At 50.8% G+C, this 20,640-nt stretch carries 13 protein-coding genes and 1 pseudogene; all 14 read right to left on the bottom strand.

The window, feature by feature from the left end:
• A pseudogene (locus LKD71_RS11560) lies at nucleotides 1-1,077 on the bottom strand (penicillin-binding transpeptidase domain-containing protein); the annotation flags it as partial.
• Nucleotides 1,070-1,597 carry a rod shape-determining protein MreD gene (gene mreD / locus LKD71_RS11555; RefSeq protein ID WP_227615527.1) on the bottom strand — a complete coding sequence of 176 codons (528 nt, stop codon included), beginning with the start codon at nucleotides 1,595-1,597 and terminating at the stop codon, nucleotides 1,070-1,072. The pseudogene LKD71_RS11560 and the gene mreD, both read right to left, overlap by 8 nt.
• Before the next feature lie 12 nt (nucleotides 1,598-1,609).
• The gene (mreC, locus tag LKD71_RS11550; RefSeq protein WP_227615526.1) at nucleotides 1,610-2,587 is read right to left on the bottom strand and encodes a rod shape-determining protein MreC; all 978 of its coding nucleotides are present in this window, start codon (nucleotides 2,585-2,587) and stop codon (nucleotides 1,610-1,612) included.
• Between the two features lie 8 nt (nucleotides 2,588-2,595).
• Entirely contained in the window at nucleotides 2,596-3,621 is a 1,026-nt protein-coding gene (locus tag LKD71_RS11545; protein WP_227615525.1) for a rod shape-determining protein, read from the bottom strand.
• Between the two features lie 38 nt (nucleotides 3,622-3,659).
• Nucleotides 3,660-4,364: a RadC family protein gene (gene radC / locus LKD71_RS11540; protein WP_178045519.1), complete on the bottom strand. Its 705-nt coding sequence runs from the start codon at nucleotides 4,362-4,364 to the stop codon at nucleotides 3,660-3,662.
• A gap of 114 nt (nucleotides 4,365-4,478) precedes the next feature.
• On the bottom strand, nucleotides 4,479-6,068 hold the full coding sequence (locus LKD71_RS11535) for an NAD(P)/FAD-dependent oxidoreductase (RefSeq protein ID WP_227615524.1): 1,590 nt from the start codon (nucleotides 6,066-6,068) through the stop codon (nucleotides 4,479-4,481).
• Nucleotides 6,065-7,270: a BaiN/RdsA family NAD(P)/FAD-dependent oxidoreductase gene (locus LKD71_RS11530; RefSeq protein ID WP_305038940.1), complete on the bottom strand. Its 1,206-nt coding sequence runs from the start codon at nucleotides 7,268-7,270 to the stop codon at nucleotides 6,065-6,067. The genes LKD71_RS11535 and LKD71_RS11530 overlap by 4 nt, the downstream gene beginning before the upstream one ends.
• Nucleotides 7,271-7,292: 22 nt before the next feature.
• Nucleotides 7,293-8,576, bottom strand: coding sequence for a methionine gamma-lyase family protein (locus tag LKD71_RS11525; protein WP_227615523.1), 1,284 nt, complete (start codon nucleotides 8,574-8,576; stop codon nucleotides 7,293-7,295).
• Nucleotides 8,577-8,600: 24 nt separating this feature from the next.
• Nucleotides 8,601-9,554: a tRNA (adenosine(37)-N6)-dimethylallyltransferase MiaA gene (miaA, locus tag LKD71_RS11520; RefSeq protein ID WP_227615522.1), complete on the bottom strand. Its 954-nt coding sequence runs from the start codon at nucleotides 9,552-9,554 to the stop codon at nucleotides 8,601-8,603.
• 19 nt (nucleotides 9,555-9,573) lie between these two features.
• Nucleotides 9,574-11,718: a DNA mismatch repair endonuclease MutL gene (gene mutL / locus LKD71_RS11515; protein ID WP_227615521.1), complete on the bottom strand. Its 2,145-nt coding sequence runs from the start codon at nucleotides 11,716-11,718 to the stop codon at nucleotides 9,574-9,576.
• Nucleotides 11,715-14,375 (bottom strand): DNA mismatch repair protein MutS, encoded by a 2,661-nt coding sequence (gene mutS, locus LKD71_RS11510; RefSeq protein WP_227615520.1) that lies wholly within the window; start codon nucleotides 14,373-14,375, stop codon nucleotides 11,715-11,717. Before mutS ends, mutL begins: the two co-directional genes overlap by 4 nt.
• 188 nt (nucleotides 14,376-14,563) lie before the next feature.
• Nucleotides 14,564-15,550 carry a helix-turn-helix domain-containing protein gene (locus tag LKD71_RS11505; protein ID WP_227615519.1) on the bottom strand — a complete coding sequence of 329 codons (987 nt, stop codon included), beginning with the start codon at nucleotides 15,548-15,550 and terminating at the stop codon, nucleotides 14,564-14,566.
• A 669-nt stretch (nucleotides 15,551-16,219) separates the two neighbouring features.
• On the bottom strand, nucleotides 16,220-17,887 hold the full coding sequence (locus LKD71_RS11500; RefSeq protein WP_178046630.1) for an ATP-dependent helicase: 1,668 nt from the start codon (nucleotides 17,885-17,887) through the stop codon (nucleotides 16,220-16,222).
• Entirely contained in the window at nucleotides 17,874-20,543 is a 2,670-nt protein-coding gene (locus LKD71_RS11495; RefSeq protein ID WP_227615518.1) for a DEAD/DEAH box helicase, read from the bottom strand. The genes LKD71_RS11500 and LKD71_RS11495 overlap by 14 nt, the downstream gene beginning before the upstream one ends.
• Nucleotides 20,544-20,640: the final 97 nt, after the last annotated feature.

Raw genomic sequence — 20,640 nt, 5'->3', positions numbered from 1 at the left:
ATCGTAAGCCGTCTTCTGAAGATCCCGGTTGATGGTAAGCTGAATGTTGCTTCCGGCCTCGGGATTTACCTCCGCCTCTTCATCAACAACTTTACCCATATTATCGACGTAGACGGTCTGGGAACCCTTTTCACCCTGAAGCTCTTTCTCAAAATGCTGCTCCAGGCCGGATTTTCCAACGATATCGCCATTTTTGTAATTTCCACCGTCTGCGTTGAGGCTCTCCATTTCTTCCGCGGAGATCTGACCGGTGTAACCGATCAGCGGTGCAAAATATTTGCTGTCCTCATAGACACGGATGGAATCTTCCTCGATATCCACGCCGGGATAAAGGTCTTTGTTCTCCATAATCAGAGACATAGTCTTTTCACTCACATCCGTAGCCAGTGTGGAGGTTACATACTTCTGATAGCTGTTGGACGCCACGGCGCTTCGCATAGCTGCAAGCTTTAAAATTTCTTCTTTCGTGAAACTGTCCGGAAGGCCATAGGCTTCCAGGTCGGCTTTATCATAAGAAGAAAGATCCAGCCCGAATTTTTTAGCGGCGCACATCTCCTCGATCATTTTTTCTGCAGTCGCATTTTTTTCCTCATCACTCATATCGTCGATCGTCAGTCTTCCGTAGATATCGGCCTTGAATCGCTGCAGGTTGAAACTGCTCTTCGTGAAATAATAGCTGCCGTTGTCATCAAGACCGATGGCAAAGCTGCTGGTGCTGACTTCATCGCCATTGTCCTCCAGGATCTTCAGAATCCCGTACATGGAGCTGTTGAGAGTCAGATTCTGCTCTTTCGTCGAGTTATAGCTTCCGCTGTCTGCAAAGGTAACAGAATAGGAAAGCCGGTTGTAGGCCAGAGGATTACCGTCGCTGTCCAGGATATTTCCACGGGTGCTCTTAAGCTCCCTGGTTCTCTTAATCTGCATGGTAAAATCTGTCTGATAGCTTTCTCCGTTGATGATCTGCAGCTGGAAAAGCCTCTGGACCAAAATAAAGGCGAGAACGATAAGAACCAGGATCAAAATCAGGATTCTGGACTTTATCGCCTTTGAAAGTGTACTTTTTACGTTATCAAACAAAGCTGCCTACACTCCTTTGTTCTGCTTTTTCAAGTTTACGGTTCAACAGTAACAGCAGCCTGTATACCACCAGAGTAACCACAACGGTGTAAATCATCTCCGGGATAATAACTCTTCTTACATAAAAGAGAAAATCCACACGGCCCCGGAGAAGAAACTGAAAGGCATACATGGCTATCCCATAACCGATATCGCTCACAGCAATGAGGATAACCGGCATTTTTACATCATCATCGTAAAAAATACGGTAGCAGAAACCGCAGCAGTATCCGATGATCACATAAAGAAGGGCCGTAAAGCCCAGGGCGCTTCCGAAGAACAGATCCGAAAGGATCCCTCCCAGAAAACCCACAAACATTCCCTCTCTTTTCCCTCTCATCAGTCCGAAGGACACAGTGAGAATCACCATGAAATTCGGTGCGATCTCTGCCGCGGCAAAGATGTTCTGAAAAAGCGTGGACTGAAGTAGAAAGCAGAAGAAAATCAGCAGGATCATAATAATCCGTCGTCTTATTCTCATCTTGCTCCTCCTTTACTGTCCGTTGTCAGAAGCAGCAGTGTCTGCTGTTTCTGTCTCAGCGGCCGTCGCCGCCTCGGTGCTATCATTTACCAGGCCTTCGGTCTCCTTGCTGGCAGCCTGTTTCAGAGATTCATCCGCTCCGGCCACTTCCTTCTGATCCCGGATAACAATCACTTCACGGAGATGCCGGAAATCGACCGCCGGCGTGATATAACCGGATTTGGTCAGATTATTGGAATCCATGGAAATCTCGCTGATATAGCCAATAAGAATTCCTGGAAGGAAACGGCTGCTGATATCAGAAGTGACCACTTTGTCACCCACTGTCACCTTGTCCCGGCTGTCGGTGAGCTTGACCAGATTGATCTTTCCCTCGTCGATGAGGCGGAGATCTCCGGCAATGATACAGGTGTCCTCCGTAGTCGTCACCATGGCGCTGACATTGCTGTAATCATCAATAATCGAGCGCACAATGGCGTAATTGGGGCCGACGTCAGTCACAATACCCACAAGGCCGCCGTTGGAAATTACGTTGTTGTTCACCTCAATGCCGTCGTCGCTGCCTTTATCAATCGTAAAAACGTTGAACCAGTTGTCAGAATCCCTCGCAATGACTCTGGCGCCAACTTTATCGTAATCGTACTGGGCGCTGAGTTCCAGCTGCTTTTCCAGGCGTTCTTTCTCTTCCCGGTCGGCAAGTAGCTCCGTGTTCTCCGCTGTCAGCTGGTCTACCTTTTCCTGAAGTTCTTTGCACTGAGCTGCATAGTCCACGTTACTCTGGAGATAAACTCCTTTATCGGAAATCCAGTTTCCAACCTCGTTCAGCCCTTTCTGAATCGGTGTGATCACATAGCCGCTCACATATTTCAGCGGCCCGACGGACATATCCGAAGCCAGAGAAAGAATCACCAGGGCGCAGCAGCCGATGCAGAGCGTCACAAAAATATATTTGCTTTTCTTGGAGTCGTTGATTTTTTTCTTCATAGCCATTCCTTATCCTAGATGAGATTTCCTGCAAAATCCTTCAGTGTGAAGGCTGCTTTTTTCCGAAGATCCGAATCGTTCATGATCCGGACAAGTCCCCGGACCGTAGTAAAGATCGGATCGGATACATTGTAAACCGGAACTTCCAGCTCTTTCTGCATATAAATGGAAAGATTCGGAAGAAGGGAAACGCCGCCGGTGAGATAAATGCCGTTTTTCCGGATGTTTTCCAGAAGCTGGGGCGGTGTCCGTTCCATCGTGGTTTTTACCACCTCCGTGATGGCGTCAATGGTGTCCACAATCGACACGCTGACAGCGAGAGCCGGAATCGCCACCTGCCGTGGGAGTCCCGTCACCGTATGAATGCCGAAGACACGCATCTCAAGAGCCGGACCGTTCAGAAGATATGCCAGCTGATTTTTCAGCGCCTCCGCCGTCTTTCGGCCAATATTCAGCTGAAACTGTTTTTTCACCATGTTCATGATATCCTCGTCCAGCGTATGGCCGCCGGTGCGGAGTGTCCTCTGAATAATTGTTTTTCCTTCGGAGATTACAGAGATCTCTGTGCGGTCGCCGCCGAGATTCACGATCATCTGACCTTCCGGTGAGTCAAGAGGCATCCCGATACCGGCTGCGTCCGCCACGCCTTTTTCCACCAGCATCACGCTTTTGGCCCGGAGCCGGCCGGAAAGGATTTTGTAATAGGCCCGACGCTCCACCTCTGTGATATCTGTGGGAGCTGTAATGTAAATATTGGGGTGATGAGTAAAGAATGTAGAAAAATTTTTCATCAGATGGATCAAGATGGTTTCCTGACTGCTTCCCTCCGCCAGGGAACCGTTCTGGATGGGGCAGCCCGCATAGACGTCTGAGGGAGCTTTCTCATAAATTTCAAAAGCATCCTGCCCGACTCCGATGAGATCCGTCCGGTTTCTCACCGCTATCATATTTTTTTCACAAAGAAGTTTTTTCTGGTTTTTATCGCAGATTTTGATCGTATCGCTTCCGAGGTCCACTCCGCAAATACGTTTTAAAGACATATCTGTTCCCCTCTCTTTACTGCTTTAAGCGCGTACACTTAATTTTTATCAAAAAAGCCCTGTTCTCTGAAACTTATGTACTTTCGGTCTCCCAGGACCAGATGATCCAAAAGTTCAATCCCGATCATTTCCCCCGCCTTGCTGACACGGAGGGTCAGAAGCAGATCTTCTTCACTAGGAGTCGGGTCCCCGCTGGGATGATTGTGGAGCATAATCACGGACACCGCATGAAAAGCCAGCGCTTTCAGGAAAATCTCTCTCGGAGAGACCAGGGAAGCGTTGACTGTGCCGATAGAAATGACGGCTTCTCCCAGAAAACCGCCTTTCGTGTCCAGCATCAGGATCATCATGCGCTCCTGCTCCGCATGCCGGAAATCTTCCATATAATAATCCGCAATGGACTTTGGGCTGTCAAAAGACAGTTCTTTTCTGAACGGCTCTTTCGCGATCCTCCTGGAAAGCTCCAGAAGGCATTTCAGCTGGATCGCTTTCACTCTGCCGATCCCGGGAAGCTTCATCAGTTCCCGGGTGCTCATGTGATAAAGGTTCAAAAGGCCCCCGCCGGAAATCTCCGGACTCAAGAGGAGCCGTGCCAGATCAAGAGAAGAACTTCCCCGGGTACCCGATCGCAAAAGGACGGCCAGAAGCTCTGCGTCTGTCAGTGCTTCTGCTCCCCGGGTTTCAAATTTTTCATAGGGTTTCTCCTCTGAAGGCAGGTCTTTCATGGTCTTATATTCTGTCATAAATGATCGGCTCTCCCTGCAGTCTTCCCCGCGAAGATTTGGCAAAGCAAACCTTTATCTCAATATCATATCATAAAAGAAAACGAAAGTACAGAGGCAGGATTCTTAAAAATATCATAACGAAATACCCAGAAGGGCTGCCACCCGCTCTGCCACCTTGACACCGTCCATGGCCGCCGAGGTAATGCCTCCCGCATAACCGGCTCCTTCCCCGCAGGGATAAAGGCCTTTCACGGTACTTTGAAGATTTTCGTCCCTCTCGATGTGTACCGGTGAGGAGGTACGGCTCTCCACACCGGAAAGAACCGCATCCGGCCTGGAAAAACCGGGAATCAGATACTCGCAGGATGAAATTCCCTCCGCAAGGCTTCGGCTTAAGCGCTCCGGGAAAATTCCGCGGACATCACCGAACTGCCACTGGCCTTTGTTCTGGGGCTCTACCTCGCCCAAAGTCACACTCTTCTGATTTTTCAGGAAATCACCGAAAAGCTGCACCGGAATCTTTCCTTCCCCGGCTTCATAGGCGGCCCGCTCCAGCTTCCTCTGAAACTCCATTCCCGCCAGGATCGCATCGGAGCCGAAATCCTCCGGTCCCACGGTGACAACCATAGCGCTGTTGGCGTTCTGGCCGGCCCGGCTGTGATAACTCATGCCGTTGACTGCCAGCATTTGCTGCTCGGAGGAGGCGTTTACCACATAGCCTCCCGGACACATACAGAAGGAATAAACGCCTTTTCCGTTTTCAAGCTTCCGGGTTACTTTATAATCCGCAGCCGGCAGACTTTTCCCATGGGGCCGGCCGTACTGATTCCGGTCGATGAGCTCCTGGGGATGTTCCATGCGGACACCCACAGCGAAGCTCTTTGCCTTCATAAGCACCGGTTTTCCTAAGAGAACCTCAAAGGTATCTCTGGCACTGTGGCCTGTGGCCAGAATCACCTGACTGGCATCAAGACGCTCTTTTCCGTTGATCTCCACGCCGGTGATCCGGCCATCTCTGATAAAGAAATCTGTCACCCGGTTACGGAAACGGACCTCACCGCCTAAAGCACAGATTTCTTTCCTTAGCCGAGTGACTACCGTACGGAGAACATCTGTGCCGATATGGGGTTTGTTGAGATAAAGGATTTCCGGATCTGCGCCCATCTCCACGAAAGTCCTGAGCACAAAGCCGTTTCTGCCGGAAGGATCTTTGACCGCTGTATTTAGTTTTCCATCGGAAAAAGTTCCCGCTCCGCCTTCGCCGAACTGCACGTTGCTCTCTAGGTCCAGAATACCAGTATTCCAGAAGATATCCACTTTTTTCTGGCGTTCTTCCACGGAATCGCCCCGCTCCAGAAGAATCGGCCGACAGCCCAGACGGGCAAGAACCAGGCCGGCAAAAAGACCGGCAGGCCCTGTCCCGATGATAACCGGACGAAGGGATGGCGCTTCCTTTAAGGGAGTGGGAAGCTGATAGATCTTTTTTTCAAAAGGAATCGTGTTTTTCGGCTTTTTTTTCAGGACAGCCGCCTGATTTTTGACCTGAACATTAACCACATAACTGTAAAAAAGCTCCGGTTTCTTTCTGGCATCGAGGGAGCGCTTGGCCACCTCAAAGGAAAGAATGTCGTCCTTTTTTACATGGAGCTTTGCGATGAGAGCTTCCAGGAGGGCCGTGTCTTTGTGGCCTACCGGAAGCTTCAGCTGCTGTACCTGAATCATAGATCTCCTTTCCCGGCAGATACGCCGGCTATGTGTCCGCTGGCCCAGGCCCACTGAAGGTTGTAGCCGCCGCAGGGACCGTCCACGTTGATGAGTTCCCCGGCAAGGTAAAGCCCTTTGACTTTTTTCGATTCCAGCGTATGCTCATCGAGTTCTTTTAAGGGGATTCCTCCCGTCGTCACCTGGGCCTGCTCAAAAGTTTTGGAACCGGTTATGGTAAGACTGAGCTGTCTAGATTTTTTGATGATGGAGGCTGCCTTATCCGGAAGGGCTTTCTCTCCGGGGGACGCTTTTTCTTCTTTGAGAAGGGCTTTTAAGACCTTCGCGTGATAAAAGCCTCCCAGCACTTCCTCGTAGGAGCCTTCCCGCTTCTGAATCCGTGAAAGCAGCTCTTTTTCTGAGAAATCAGGCAGAAGATCAATCTCTGCCCGGACTTTTTTCTTATTCTGAAGGGCACGGACCGCCCGGGAACTGAGCTGGAATACGGCAATACCGGAGATTCCATAGCCGGTCCATTGAAGCTCGCCGCTCTCCTCTCCAGCCACTTTTCCGTCGATGAAAAGGGTGATTTTTGCCCGGCTCCGGACACCGTCCAAAAGGCTTCCGAAAGGAAGCTTTGCCGTCAGGGGCACCAGAGCCGGAAGGGGTTCAATGACCGTATGGCCGAAGGTTTTCGCCAGGGCATAGCCGTTCCCGTCGGAACCCGTTGCCGGGGCGGCTTTTCCTCCGCAGGTGAGGATCACCCGGTCCGCCTCGTAATGCCAGCCCTCGGTCTTAATATAGAAACGCGCCTTCTTTTTCTCAATAGAGAGCACCCGCTCCTGGCATTTGAGCTTGATCTTCCGCCGCCGGACTTCCTGAAGCAGGGCATTCACAACGGACTGGGCCTGATCGGAATAGGGATAGATGAGCCCTCCCTCCCGCTCCTTCATAAGAAGGCCTGCGTTTTCAAAAAAATGAAGCGTATCTTTCGCCTGGAATGCTTTCAGAATGCCGTCGGCAGTCTTCGGGGCGTCAGAAAAATAGAAATTTGCGTCCTGGATGTCCCGGTTTGTGAGATTGCAGCGGCCGTTTCCGGTGATGCTGATCTTTTTCCCAGGTTTTTCCATGGTTTCCAGAAGCGTTACCGCCGCTCCGGCATCCGCCGCTGAGACAGCAGCCATAAGACCTGCCGCTCCGGCTCCGATGACATATACCTCCATGGTTTTTCCTCCTGATTTTTACTTACGGAAGCGTTACAATACCGGCTTCCACCAGTTTCTCCAGAGACATAAGAATACCCAGTTTCGCATGGGGATAGGTAAGTCCTCCCTGGAAATAAACGGCATAGGGCGGTTTGATCGGGCCATCGGCAGAAAGCTCGATAGAAGAACCCTGCACAAAAGCGCCTGCAGCCATGATGACATCGCTGTCATAACCCGGCATTGCCCAGGGTTCCGGCGTCACATAGCTGTCCACGGGAGCAGCCGCCTGAATGCCCTTGCAGAACTCGATGACGCCCTCGGCCTTTCCGAAGGTAACGGCCTGAATGATATCGTGACGGCTCTCGGTGCCGTTGGGAACCACTGGGAAACCTAAGGATTCATAGACGTTGGCTGCCAGAATCGCACCCTTCAACGCGCTGGCTGTCACAGTCGGAGCCAGGAAAAGTCCCTGGAAGAAGGACTGATTGACGCCAAGCGTTGCCCCGACCTCTTTTCCAAGGCCCGGAGAAGTCAGGCGGTAAGCTGCATTTTCAATGCAATGCTCGGTTCCGGCGATGTAGCCGCCCACAGGAGCCAGACCGCCGCCGGGATTCTTGATGAGGGAACCGACGGTCATATCCGCTCCCACGTCGGAGGGCTCGATGCGCTCCACAAATTCTCCGTAGCAGTTGTCCACCATGACGATGAGATCCTTCCGGATGCCTTTTACAAAAGCGATCGCCTCCCCGATTTTCTCCACGGAAAGGGTCGGGCGGGTCTGATAGCCCTTGGAACGCTGAATCGCGATGAGGCGGGTGTGGGGCTTGATGGCTTCGCGGATCTTCTCGAAATCAAAGGAGCCGTCCGGTTTTAAGTCCACCTGGCTGTAGCTCACGCCGTATTCTTTCAGGGAGCCCATGGAAGGCCGGATGCCGATGACCTCCTCCAACGTGTCGTAGGGCTTGCCGGAAATGGACAGAAGCTCATCTCCCGGCCGTAAATTGCTGGAAAGGGCCAGAGCCAGGGCATGGGTTCCACAGGTGATCTGGGGGCGGACCAGAGCGCTCTCCGTATGGAAAACAGAAGCATAAACGGCTTCCAGGGTCTCTCTTCCCAGATCGTTGTAGCCATAGCCGCTGGACTGGTTGAAGCACTCCGCACAGACACGGTTTTTCTGCATAGCATGGATGACTTTCAGCTGATTGTACTCAGCAGTCTCATCAATGCGGTCGAAACGCTCTTTCAGGGATTTTTCTATTTTTGTTCCAAACTTCAGGACTTCCGGCCGGATGCCAATCTCCTGATACATGGATTCTGTTGTCATAATGGTCACTCTCTTTCGTCTTTATTATAATTCCGGAAGGATTTTTCTCTCTTTCAGCTCCCGGATCATGAAGTCCAGGATTTTCTTTTCATCGTAATCAAAAGCGTCCTTGTCGATCCAGATCACATCCCGCTCCCGTTTAAACCAGGTGATCTGTCGTTTGGCAAAATGGCGGGTGTCTCTCTTTAAGATCTCCACGGCTTCCTCGTAACTGATCTCTCCATCCAGCCAGGCCAGGATCTCCTTGTAGCCGAGTCCCTGCATGGAAACCAGCTCCCTCGTGCAGCCCCGGTCCCGGAGGCGCTCCACTTCCTCCACCAGGCCATTTTCCAGCATCTCATCCACCCGCCTGTCAATCCGCTCATAGAGAAGAGGCCGGGGGGCATTGAGCACAAAATAGGCTCTGTTGTAGGCGGCTTTTTTCTCCCGTTCCCGCTGATTGTGAAGGGAGATGGGTTCCCCGGTCTGCTGGAAATACTCCAGCGCCCGGATCACCCGTTTGATATTGTTGGCATGGATCTCCTCCGCAGAGACGGGGTCCACTTTTCTCAGCATCTCATGAAGCGTTTCCGCTCCCTTTTCCTCCGCCAGATTCTCCAGGCTTTCCCGGTAGGACATGTCCTCGCCGTTTTCCGTAAAATCGATATCGTAAAGGACCGCCTGAATATAAAAGCCTGTTCCGCCGGTAAGAATCGGAATATGACCGTTCCGGTAAATGGTCTCCATGGCCTCTTTCACCAGCTTCTGAAAAAGGACCACATGAAATTCATCTTCCGGGTCCAGCACATCGATGAGATGATGGGGAACGCCCTCCATCTCATCCGGTCGGATCTTGGCGGAACCGATATCCATCCCTCTGTATACCTGCATAGAATCCGCGGAGATAATCTCGCCGCCGATGGCTTTGGCTAGACCGATGGAAAGAGCTGTTTTTCCCACAGCCGTGGGACCGGTAAGTATCACCAGTGGTTTTTCCATTTTCGTTCCTCCTTAAGTCTCAGACGATCCGTTTGAATTTCTTTTCCAGCTCATATTTGCTCATGGCAATGATCGTCGGGCGGCCATGGGGGCAGTTATATGGATTATCCAGCGTCAGAAGCTCGTCGATCAGGGCCTCTGCCTCTTTTTCCGACAGCCGGTGGTTTCCTTTCACCGCAGCCTTACAGGACATGGAGGCGATCTTCTCATTGATCAGATCCTCGCTGACGCGGCCCGTATCCTTGTCGAGGCTGTCCAGCATCTCCAGAAAAACGTCCCGCTCTGCCAGGCCGAAAAGATTGCCCGGAACGGCCCGGATGGAAAACTCATCCCCGCCGAAGGGCTCGATCTCAAAGCCGATGGTCTCAAAATTTTTCATATACTTATTTAAAAGCTCCTGTTCCTTGATGGAAAGGCTCACGATCAGCGGCGGTGAGATCTGTTGGGCCGTATATTCCTTATCCTTCAGGCTCTTCATCGTCCGCTCAAAAAGGACTTTCTCGTGAGCTGCGTGCTGATCAATGATATAGAGTTTCTCGTGAAATTCCACCAGCCAGTAGGTCTCAAAGAGCTGGCCGATGATGCGGTGCTCTTTGATGTGTTCCTTGGAGAGAAGTTTCTCCTCGAAAAGGTCCATCTGTTTCGGGGACTGAACCGATGTCGCAGGTTCCGATTCTGAGGGGACTGCCGGCGGGATTGGCGATTCCGGAGGCAACTCTGCCTCTGCTGGTTTGGCAGAAGTCGGAGTTTCCATTGCAGCGGAAGGAGCTGCTGTAGTGTCGTTTGTGGCCGGTCTCGCCTGGAGCTTCAGGGCGGGATTTTTGCCCTCCGAGGTCCATTTCTCCATCTCGGCCTGTTCATCCACTTTTCGCTCCGTGGGTTTGATCAGATTCTCCGGAACCTCATAGAGGGATTTGGCGAAGCCGCCCTCCTCACGGGAAGAAGAGTAGTTGGGGCGCTCACGAACGATGGAAGCGGCTGCTTCGGTCCTGGTCGCGTTTGTCCCGGGAGTTGCATAAATCGTGGCCGCCGTTTTTTTTGCCTCCGCGCGTTTCTCCTGCATCATTGCTTCCCGCCTCTTCACCTCGAAGGGCTCGGGAAAGCTCTCTTTTTTCGGGGGCTCTTTCGGTGCGGGCGCTTCTTTTCCCACATGGACATCCGGAATCATCTCCCGGCCCACCAGAGCATTTCGAACCGTCTCGTATACCAGTCGGTACATACCCTCCTGGTCAGAGAAACGAAGCTCCATCTTCGTGGGATGTACGTTTACATCCAGAAGATCCCCGTCCAGCTGAAAATGCAGGACCGTAAAGGGATATTTGTGCTGCATCATGAAGTTTTTGTAAGCGTCCTCGATGGCTTTGGAGATGATGGAACTCCGGATGTATCTGCCGTTAATGAAATAGTTCTCATAATTCCGGTTTCCCCTGGAAATGATGGGCTTTCCGATATAGCCCGTCAGCGTTCCAAAGGGAGCCTCCCCGTGGACCTCCACGAGATTCGCCGTGATCTCCCTGCCATAGATTCCGTAAATGATATCCTTCAGGTTGGAATTTCCCGAGGTATGCAGCCGGTTCTGGTTATTGTTGATAAATTTAAAGGAAACCTCCGGATGAGACAGGGCCAGCCGTTCCATCAGATCGTTGATATAACCTGCCTCAGTCTGAGGGCTTTTGAGAAATTTCCGGCGAACCGGCGTATTATAGAACACATTGCGTACCTTAAAGGTCGTACCTTCCGGCGCTCCGATCTCCTCGGGTTCCGGGGTCTTTTCCTCTCCGCCTTCAATAACATAGCGAACGCCGGTCAGCTCTCCTGCCGTCTTGGTAATAAGCTCCACCTGGCAAACCGCCGCAATACTGGAAAGAGCCTCTCCACGGAATCCCAGGGAAGTGATGCCGAAAAGATCCTCCGCCTTCGTGATCTTGCTGGTGGCGTGGCGCATAAAGGCTTTTTTCACCTCGCTTGGCGCGATGCCTTCCCCGTTGTCGGTGATCCGCACCAGCGTGGTGCCGCCGTCCTTGATCTCCACAGTCACAGCGTTGGAACCCGCGTCGATGGCATTTTCCACCAGCTCTTTTACAATGGAAGAAGGCCGCTCGATGACCTCGCCAGCCGCGATCTTGTCAATGGTATTTTTATCCAGTACAGAAATTGTTTTCATGAATTACCCCACCTGTTCCTGAGCCGGTTCTGCAACCGGTAAATGGTGTTTAAGGCATCAATGGGTGTGAGGGTGCTCACATCGATCTCATCCAGTTCCTTTAAAATATCCTCGTCGCTCACCGTATCGAAAAGGGAAATCTGCTCCAGATCTACCTGGTCATATTTTTTCGCCTTGGGCTTATTTTTGCTGCCCACAGCCTGAATCTCCCGGACGGTGGCCGTGATGTCCGCATTGCTCAGCTCATCCACCAGCTCCTTGGCCCTCTCAATGACGGAGTCCGGAACACCGGCCAGCTTCGCCACCTGAATGCCGTAGCTCTTGTCCGCTCCGCCTTTGACAATCTTTCTTAAGAATACGATATCGTCGCCTTTTTCCTTGACTGCAATACAGTAGTTGTTCACGCCGGCCAGCTTCCCTTCCAGCTCTGTAAGCTCGTGATAATGGGTGGCAAACAGCGTCTTGGCTCCCAGAAGTCTCGAGTTGCTGATGTGCTCCACCACCGCCCAGGCAATAGAAAGACCGTCGAAGGTGCTGGTTCCACGGCCGATCTCGTCCAGGATCAGCAGGCTGTTGGAGGTGGCATTTCTTAATATATTAGCGACTTCGGTCATTTCCACCATAAAGGTACTCTGACCGCTGGCCAGATCGTCGGAGGCTCCCACTCGGGTGAAAATCCGGTCGCAGATGCCGATCTTCGCAGAATCTGCCGGCACAAAGCTTCCCACCTGGGCCATGAGCACAATCAGGGCCGTCTGACGCATGTAGGTGGACTTTCCGGCCATGTTCGGGCCGGTGATGATGGAAACGCGGTGATTTCCATTGTCCAGGTAGGTGTCGTTGGCAATGAACAGGTCGTTCTGCATCATTTTTTCCACCACCGGATGGCGGCCGTTCTTGATATCGATGATGCCCCTGCTGTTCATTTTCGGCCGAACATAATCATTTTTCTCCGCCACAAAGGCCAGGGAGGTGAAAACGTCGATCGCTGCCAGGGCCCGGGCTGTCGTCTGAATTCTCAGGACTTCTTTGGAAATCGTCTCACGCACATCGGTGAACAGGTTGTATTCCATGGAAAATAGCTTATCCTCCGCACCGAGAATCACATCCTCCAACTCCTTGAGTTCTGGCGTGATGTAGCGCTCGGCATTCGTGAGGGTCTGTTTTCTCATATAATAGTCCGGTACCATATCTTTGTAGGAATTGGTGACCTCCAGATAATAACCGAAGACCTTATTGTATTTAATCCGCAGGTTTTTGATGCCTGTCTTTTCCCGCTCTCTGGCCTCCAGCTCGGAAAGCCACTGTTTTCCCTCGGTTTTTGCTTTTCTAAGACGATCGATCTCCTCATTATAGCCTTCCTTGATGATGCCGCCGTCCTTGATCACCAGAGGCGGATCATCCATAATCGCCCGGTCGATGAGGCTGCAGACGTCCTCCAGCTCGTCCAGACTGTCGTGAAGCTCCCGCATCAGCGGAGACTGAAAGCTGTTCAGCAGATATTTAATGGGGGGAATCATCGAAAGGGAGGATTTAAAGGAAATCAGATCCCGGGGATTGGCGGACTGATAACTGATACGGCTGCTGAGACGCTCCATATCGTAAACCGGGTTCAGGTACTCCCGGATCTCTTCTCTCGAAATCACGTTTGCGTTCAGTTCCTCGATGGCTTCCTGGCGCTTCTCGATCTCTTCCAGCTCGATCAGCGGCTGTTCCAGGTAATTCCGGAGAAGCCGCGCGCCCATAGCCGTTTTGGTCTTGTCCAGCACCCAGAGAAGGCTGCCGCGCTTATTCTTTTCCCGCATGGTCTCCGTCAGTTCCAGATTTCGTCTCGTGGAGCTGTCGAGAACCATATATTTTCCGGTCACATAGGGAACCAACCGGGTAAAGTTGGAAAGGGAGGTTTTCTGAGTCTCCTTAAAATACTGAAGAATGGCTCCCGCCGCGATGACGCCGCAGTTATAATCCTTCAGGCCAAGGCCTTCCAGCGAATCGGTCTCAAACTGTTCTTTCAGCGTCCGTTTGCAGAGATCATCATCAAAATACCAGTCCTCCAGGCCGTAGATGCTGGTCCCGAACCGCTGTTTCAGGTCCTCGATATCTACACCGCTCACCAGGAAGGACTGGTTGCAGATAATCTCTGTCGGCGTAAACTTCGTGATCTCGTCCAGAAGCTTCCGCTGGTTTTCCACCTCCGTCACCAGATAGTCGCCGGTACTGATGTCCGCGATGGAAATGCCGTACTTGTCCGCTGTGCAGACAATACACATAATATAGTTATTTTTGGATTCATCCAGAGCCTGGACGCTCATGTTGGTACCCGGGGTCACAATCTTGATGACTTCCCTTTTCACCAGGCCTTTGGCCAGCTTCGGATCTTCCACCTGTTCGCAGATGGCGACCTTGTGGCCGTTGCTCACCAGCCGGTTCAGATACCCGTCCACGGCATGGTAGGGAATCCCGCACATGGGAGCCCGCTCGTCCAGACCGCAGTCTTTTCCTGTCAGCGTCAGCTCCAGTTCCTTGGACACCAGCTTGGCATCCTCAAAAAACATCTCATAAAAGTCACCCAGACGATAAAAAAGGATACAGTCCTTGTACTGTTCCTTAGTCCTCACATACTCCTTCATCATGGGTGTCATTTCTTTACTCTTCATTTAATTTATATGCTCCTAAAGTCTTCTCTTCTATCGTTTCGCTTCTTTTGCCAGTCCCACTTACCTCAGGACCCAAAAATACAGATGCAATTTTAGCACGAAACATGCAAACTTGCAAGAATTCCGGGAAAAGTTCTCAAATAGAAAAAACGGAGCGCTTTTTGTTTACGCTCCGCCTGTTATTTTCCTTATTCTTCTTTTTTCACAAATACTTTCACAATTCCAAGCAGGGCCGCATATAAGACACCTGCAACCACCCACAGAATCCAGGTAAAATCCCATCTTTCGCTCCAGAAGCTCCAGCCCAGATAAATGGCAGTCGCCAGACACCAGTATGCATTGGTAAAGACATCGGTTTTCCTCTTCAGCCGTTTTTCTTTTCTGCTGAATTCCCCTTCCTGGAGCAGGATATCATAACTGCCCTTTATCATGCTTACCCGGATGATCCGATTCACTCCGACAGCAATGATAAGAAGCAGAAAGCCCACACAGAAAGCGCAGATATAATCTGCTGCATTCATGGTGCCTGCAATAACGATCGGGATGACGGAAAGGATGCAAAGAACTACTCCGATAGCCATTTCTCTGGCAAATACAGGTTCATAGAAAGCTCTTTTTTCCTCTGCCATTCCGGTGACGCCGTATTCCGTCTCAAAGCTTTCCTTTTCCAGATGAGCCATACGGTCTTCCCGGATTCCATAGGTAATGAAAAGATAGACGGCAACAGCAATCAGGCCAAGCAAACAGACCAGCCCAACGCCTGCTGCTACTCCTTCAGAAACAGGAAGTATCTGATCCTCACTGATTGCTCCAAGAACGATCAGAAAAATCGGGCTGATGATACACAGCGTTGTGGCATTGGCCACAATCTCAGCGCCTTTTTCTTTCAGAGCCAGAAAAGCATTGGCTTCTTCCATGGAAACCTTCCGAAGCTCCTCCCCGCTATAGACCATGCGTTCCGCCACAGGTTCCGGTCCTATCTCATCTTTCAGAAGATAATCTGTCGTAACTCCAAAGAGCTTTGAAAGCTCCAGCACTCTCTGCAGATCCGGAACCGAGCTCGCACTTTCCCATTTTGAGACGGCCTGCCTGGACACTCCCAACTGATTCGCCAGCTCTTCCTGCGACCAGCCGTTCTTTTTTCTTTCCTCTGTAATCTTATTCGCTAAGATCATTTTTTCATCTCCCCTTCAAGTGTTTTGATGGGGAAAGTATAACAGTTTTTCCGGTTGCGCACCACCATTTCGGGCTGAAAATCTGTCAACTGGCGGTTGCAAAAGGGACATATACGGCAGGCACTTTCAGCAATTCATCAAGATTTACAATAAAGAAGACCCAGACAACGGGTAATTTGAGCCAAAAAGCAGCAATCAAACCCGCAGGAACTGCGATGCACCACATTACAACAGAATCGCAGCATAGACCAAATTTTGAATCTCCGCCCGCACAGAAAATTCCCGATATCGTTACACAGTTTATTGCATATCCAATGAGATTGAAGGAACACATAAAAAACATGATCCGCAGATAACCGGCTGCTGTTTCGCTGAGTTTTACAATATGTATAACAGCAGGACTTATAGCAATTAAAATATCTTTTTATTTTACTGCACACAAATTTTCATCAATCCATTTTTTAACGTCGCTTTCACTTACTTTAACTAAACGGGCGATCATTTTAACATCCATTCCTTCTTCTGCCATAGAAAGAGCTGTCTCTTTTTTTGCCTTGAGTTCACCTTTTTCTATGCCGCGTTTTTCACCATTTTCCCAGCTGTTTACAGTCAGCGGCTGTCACATCTCTGAGACAGATTTCGTTATGTTCTATTTTCATTTTGATTTCCTCACAATTCTTCTAACATGGAAAACGCCTTCAACAGCTCTTTTTCTCCATAATCATCAAAGTTTACCGTAATCGTGTTCTCATCTTCCGAAACGACGCTTCCCTGCCCGTATTTGAGGTGGGAGACACGTCTGCTGGCAAATGAAGTTTCCGTGCGAAGGTTTTCTCCTGTCAGATCGGCCTCCTTATAGATTTCCTCTCCTTCTGCCTTCTGAGCCTCTGCCAGTTCCGGCTCGGAAGAAAACGTATTCTCCCTCTCCTCCAAAATCATCCGTTTCAGATTCTGGAGATGCTCCGCTGCCTCTTTTCGGTCACGCATCTCCAAAGCAGAGGTACGATTTACCAGGCTCTCAGGAAAATAAGAAAGATATCTTCCCGGTCCAGGTAAGACCCGGGGGCCCGGCGAAGTATAATAGGACAGCTCCAGCGACTCTTTTGCCCGGGTAAGGCCCACATAGAAAAGCCGGCGCTCCTCTTCCTCCTCCGCTTCCTTCTTCGGATTCAGCGGAATGAGACCGTTGTTGACGCCGATGATAAACACATGAGAAAATTCCAGGCCTTTGGATGCGTGAAGCGTCATCAGATTCACGGCGTTTTCCAATTTTTCCGTATTTTCCTGCCCATCCTCCTTCTGGGAAACCCAGCAGGAAACCTTTTCCTCCTCAAAAACCTTTTTCAGGGTCTCAGACTGGCTCTGGAGACGGTAAAATATCGCGATTTCCTCATAGGGAACACCCTTTGCATGCATCCCTTTGATTTTATCCGCCAGATAGAGGGCTTCCTGAAAGGGATCGTAGTGATTCCGGATCGTGATTTTCTCTCCCTGCTCTCTCGTTCCCTCAAGAGCCATTCCGGTCTCCTGAAAACGGGCCGCCGCTTTCAGAATCGTTCCGGAAGAACGATAATTGACGGGTAAAGAGAGTTCTTTCGCCTGATAGAGCGCTTTCAGACGATAGAAAATGTTAAAAACGCTTCCCCGCCAGCTATAGATCACCTGATTGGGATCACCGACGGCAAAAATCCTCGTTTCCGGGCCTTTTAACTCCTGAATCATCTCCAGCTGCCGCTCATCACAGTCCTGAATCTCGTCAATAATAATCCATGCCGGCCTTTTAAACTCCGGATGACGTTTCAAAAGCAGTACGGTATTTTTCAGAAGATCCTCGTAGGACATTTTATTCTGCCTTTTCTTCTCTTTCGTGAGAAGCTCCGCCAGTTTCAGAAAATCATCCTTATAATCCTTTGTTTTTCCTTTTGCATAAAATTCTTCCAGCCGTTTTTGCAGGCGGTTCTTGTATTTGATCTTTAATTTCTGCTCTGCAATCAGCTGTTCTGCCAGCTGAAGTTCCTCCTCCGGAAGGCAGACTTCAAATTCTTTCGCATAGCCCAGCTCCTCCAGCGGAAGCTCTTCCTGAAGCAGGTGAAAAGCGACGCTGTGGAAGGTTCCGATGTTGTTTCCGCTTTCCTGAAGCCGCTGACCGATCTCATCCGCCGCCTTATTCGTAAAGGTCAGGATCGTCATCCGTTCCAGCGGCACGCCTTTTTTCTCATGAAAATAGCGGATTTTTTCAATCAGAACCGTTGTCTTTCCGCTCCCGACGTTCGCCCGGACCAGGCAGACCGGACTTTCATCCAGCACCGCCGCTTTTTGATATTCATTTAGTTCCATTCTCGTCTCCTCGATATCTTCGCAGCATTTTCTCCTGTTTCAGCTGTCTTTCCGGGTTGGTTCCGGAGATGCCCTGTATTTCCAGACGGAAATCCACGGGCACCTCCACATAGGAAAGGATCACATTCTGGAGAGCCAGGCGATTTTCCCATTCACTGGCCCATTTCGCATAGAGCTCATCCTTCAGAAACAAGAGCAACCCGCCGTCATGTACTTCCACTTTCTGCACAGTACGGAAAAAGCCCGTCAGACTCTCTCCGTTGGAAGCAGCTTTCCGGCAAAAAGCCTCCCAGCGCTCCGGCAGCTCCTTTAAACGAAACTCTTTCTGAACCCATTTCGTCTCTGCCCATCTGACAACCTTCGTATTCTCCGGAACAGTGCGCTCTTCCAGAAAACTCTTCAATCCCCAGAGAACGATCTTTCGGTCAAGTCTTAAATCACCCACGCATACCGCGCAGCCATCCTCGCACCGGCAGCCCTCCACCAGGCGGATCGCATGCTCCACCACCTGCGGAATGAGATCATAAATCTTTTCTGCAATCCCAAGGCCTCCTACATAATGGTCATAAAAATAGATGGAAACCTCCCCCGCGTCAAAGCCTGAAAGCTCCAGGGCATTCGTGGAAACGGCCACGCCGATATCTTCCTTCTCTGTCATCGTGACCATAAGCGCCGCATTTTTCAGGGCATAGACGAGACCGTCGAAATGATTGTTCCGGACATAGCGTCCTTCCCGGTCGGGCTGGAGAAGATTCCTGTACACCCGCACGACCTCTGATGGAATCTTAATCCAGGCAGCTTCCGTATCGTAATTCTTCGTCAGCGGCCGTTTCAGCTGCTCAAAGCCCAGATTCTGGTGGTTATGAAACTGCAGTTTTTTGTACATATAGACAAAATCCGCGACATTGACATCTCCAAAGTGAAGCTCGGTCCTGCCCCAGGTCTTTTCCTTATGACAATGGATCACCCGGATATTGCTCTCGCTTCCGGGAACTGTATAATAATTGCCGTTAAAAGGCAGGGCATAAACCATCTTGGTTTCCAGATTCATCTCTACAACCTGGTAGAAATCCCCATCATGCATGTAAACAGCCCCGGGATGGATCTCATGGAAAGCCTGTTCCTCGTCCATCTCGGTGATATTCGCTCCAGTCTCCTTGTTGATCAGCTGATATTTGTTCTGATCGATGTTCCGCATGGAAAATTCCCCGGCAGGGTACTGGCCGCCGCACCAGGCAAAACACCCGCTCTGGCTCCGTACCTCCTGCATTTTGAGAAGTACCGGGATAGCCTCGCCAAGATCCGGAAAAAGCGCTCCGTCATCCAGCGACAAAGGAAGCTCCGCCGCGGCCGCCCGGATATGAGCCAGCTCGATGAGAAGGTTATCCGGGTCCACCACCGCATTCTCGCTGCTGCCTGAGAAAAGCCACTCCGGTTCCAGCGCGATATACTGATCCATAGACTGCTGGTCCAGGATCAGATAGTTTACCGCCTTTCCCCTCCTTCCCGCCCGGCCGGTCTGCTGCCAGAAAGCGGCTCTTGTTCCGGGATAGCCCGCCAGCACCGTGACGGCGACAGAACCGATATCGATTCCGAGCTCCAGGGCATTTGTGGAAATCAGGCCTTTGAGTTCACCGGAGATCATTTTTCCTTCGATGGCTTTTCTCTCCTCCGGCGTATAGCCGCCCCGGTAGCCGGAGATCTGGTCCTTGTTTCCGGTTCCGAGAAAGCCCGCACCCTCCAGCCTGTCCCGGGTTTCTTTTAAAATAATCTCCACATTTTTTCTGGATTTTGCAAAGGCAATGAAACTTTTTCCCTCATTCAGGATCTCAGGCAGAAGCTCCACTGTCGTATCGACCACGGATTTCTGACCATAGTAGCTTTTATCCTTTCCCGTGATCTTCGGAGGCTGCACCAAGCAGTATTCCCGCTCCTCCGCCCCGGCCCCATTTCGATCGATACAAGAAAAATGCGCTCCACAGATCTTTTCCGCCAGCTCCACGGGATTGGCAATCGTAGCGGAACTGCAGAGAAACTGCGGCGCTGAGTGATAATAGCGACAGATTCTTGAAAAGCGCCGGAACGCATTGGCAAGATGGGAGCCGAAAGCGCCCCGGTACACATGAAGCTCATCCAGGATCACATATTTTACATTAGAAAAAATGAAATCAAACCCATATTTGCTGTGATTCGGCATCATCGCGCCGTTCAGCATCTCCGGATTGGTTAGAATGATGTTGGCCTGTTTGCGGATGCGGCTTCTCTCCTTCGGTGAAGTATCGCCGTCGTAGACTCCCGCGTCCAGCCGCTCCCTTCTGAAAAATTCAATCCAGGGAAGCAGAGCTCGATACTGATCCGCCGCCAGAGCCTTCGTGGGATAGACAAAAAGCGCCCTGGTCAGCGGCTCCTTCAGAATCGCATCGATGACGGGAAGATAAAAACAAAGGGATTTTCCGCTGGCTGTGGGAGTCGTGATCACGAGGTTTTTGCCCTCCGCCGCCTGCTCATAAGCTTCCGTCTGGTGAATATAGAGCTTTTCGATTCCATGATTCTTTAAAAATTTCACAATATCCGGATGCAGTTTCTCTGGAAAATCGGCATACTCCGGCTCCCGGGCGGGGATGGTTTTTCTGTGAATAATGAGGTCTTCTGTCATTTTGTCCCTTTTCTCCTGTCGCTTTTTCTCTGATTATAACACTCATCTGAAAATCCTGCCACCGTTCCTGTGACATAAAAAATCCTGTGACGACCTG

Origin of the sequence: Fusicatenibacter faecihominis (genome assembly GCF_020686945.1) — a bacterium.
Taxonomy (GTDB): Bacteria; Bacillota; Clostridia; order Lachnospirales; family Lachnospiraceae; genus Limivivens; species Limivivens faecihominis.
The sequence above is the reverse complement of the archived record's forward strand: the minus strand, read 5'-3'. Positions and strand labels throughout refer to the sequence as shown.

Coding starts and splice junctions, on each gene's coding strand:
- mreD (WP_227615527.1), bottom strand. CDS start 1,597: ATGAGAATAAGACGACGGATTATTATGATCCTGCTGATTTTCTTCTGC.
- mreC (WP_227615526.1), bottom strand. CDS start 2,587: ATGGCTATGAAGAAAAAAATCAACGACTCCAAGAAAAGCAAATATATT.
- LKD71_RS11545 (WP_227615525.1), bottom strand. CDS start 3,621: ATGTCTTTAAAACGTATTTGCGGAGTGGACCTCGGAAGCGATACGATC.
- radC (WP_178045519.1), bottom strand. CDS start 4,364: ATGACAGAATATAAGACCATGAAAGACCTGCCTTCAGAGGAGAAACCC.
- LKD71_RS11535 (WP_227615524.1), bottom strand. CDS start 6,068: ATGATTCAGGTACAGCAGCTGAAGCTTCCGGTAGGCCACAAAGACACG.
- LKD71_RS11530 (WP_305038940.1), bottom strand. CDS start 7,270: ATGGAGGTATATGTCATCGGAGCCGGAGCGGCAGGTCTTATGGCTGCT.
- LKD71_RS11525 (WP_227615523.1), bottom strand. CDS start 8,576: ATGACAACAGAATCCATGTATCAGGAGATTGGCATCCGGCCGGAAGTC.
- miaA (WP_227615522.1), bottom strand. CDS start 9,554: ATGGAAAAACCACTGGTGATACTTACCGGTCCCACGGCTGTGGGAAAA.
- mutL (WP_227615521.1), bottom strand. CDS start 11,718: ATGAAAACAATTTCTGTACTGGATAAAAATACCATTGACAAGATCGCG.
- mutS (WP_227615520.1), bottom strand. CDS start 14,375: ATGAAGAGTAAAGAAATGACACCCATGATGAAGGAGTATGTGAGGACT.
- LKD71_RS11505 (WP_227615519.1), bottom strand. CDS start 15,550: ATGATCTTAGCGAATAAGATTACAGAGGAAAGAAAAAAGAACGGCTGG.
- LKD71_RS11500 (WP_178046630.1), bottom strand. CDS start 17,887: ATGGAACTAAATGAATATCAAAAAGCGGCGGTGCTGGATGAAAGTCCG.
- LKD71_RS11495 (WP_227615518.1), bottom strand. CDS start 20,543: ATGACAGAAGACCTCATTATTCACAGAAAAACCATCCCCGCCCGGGAG.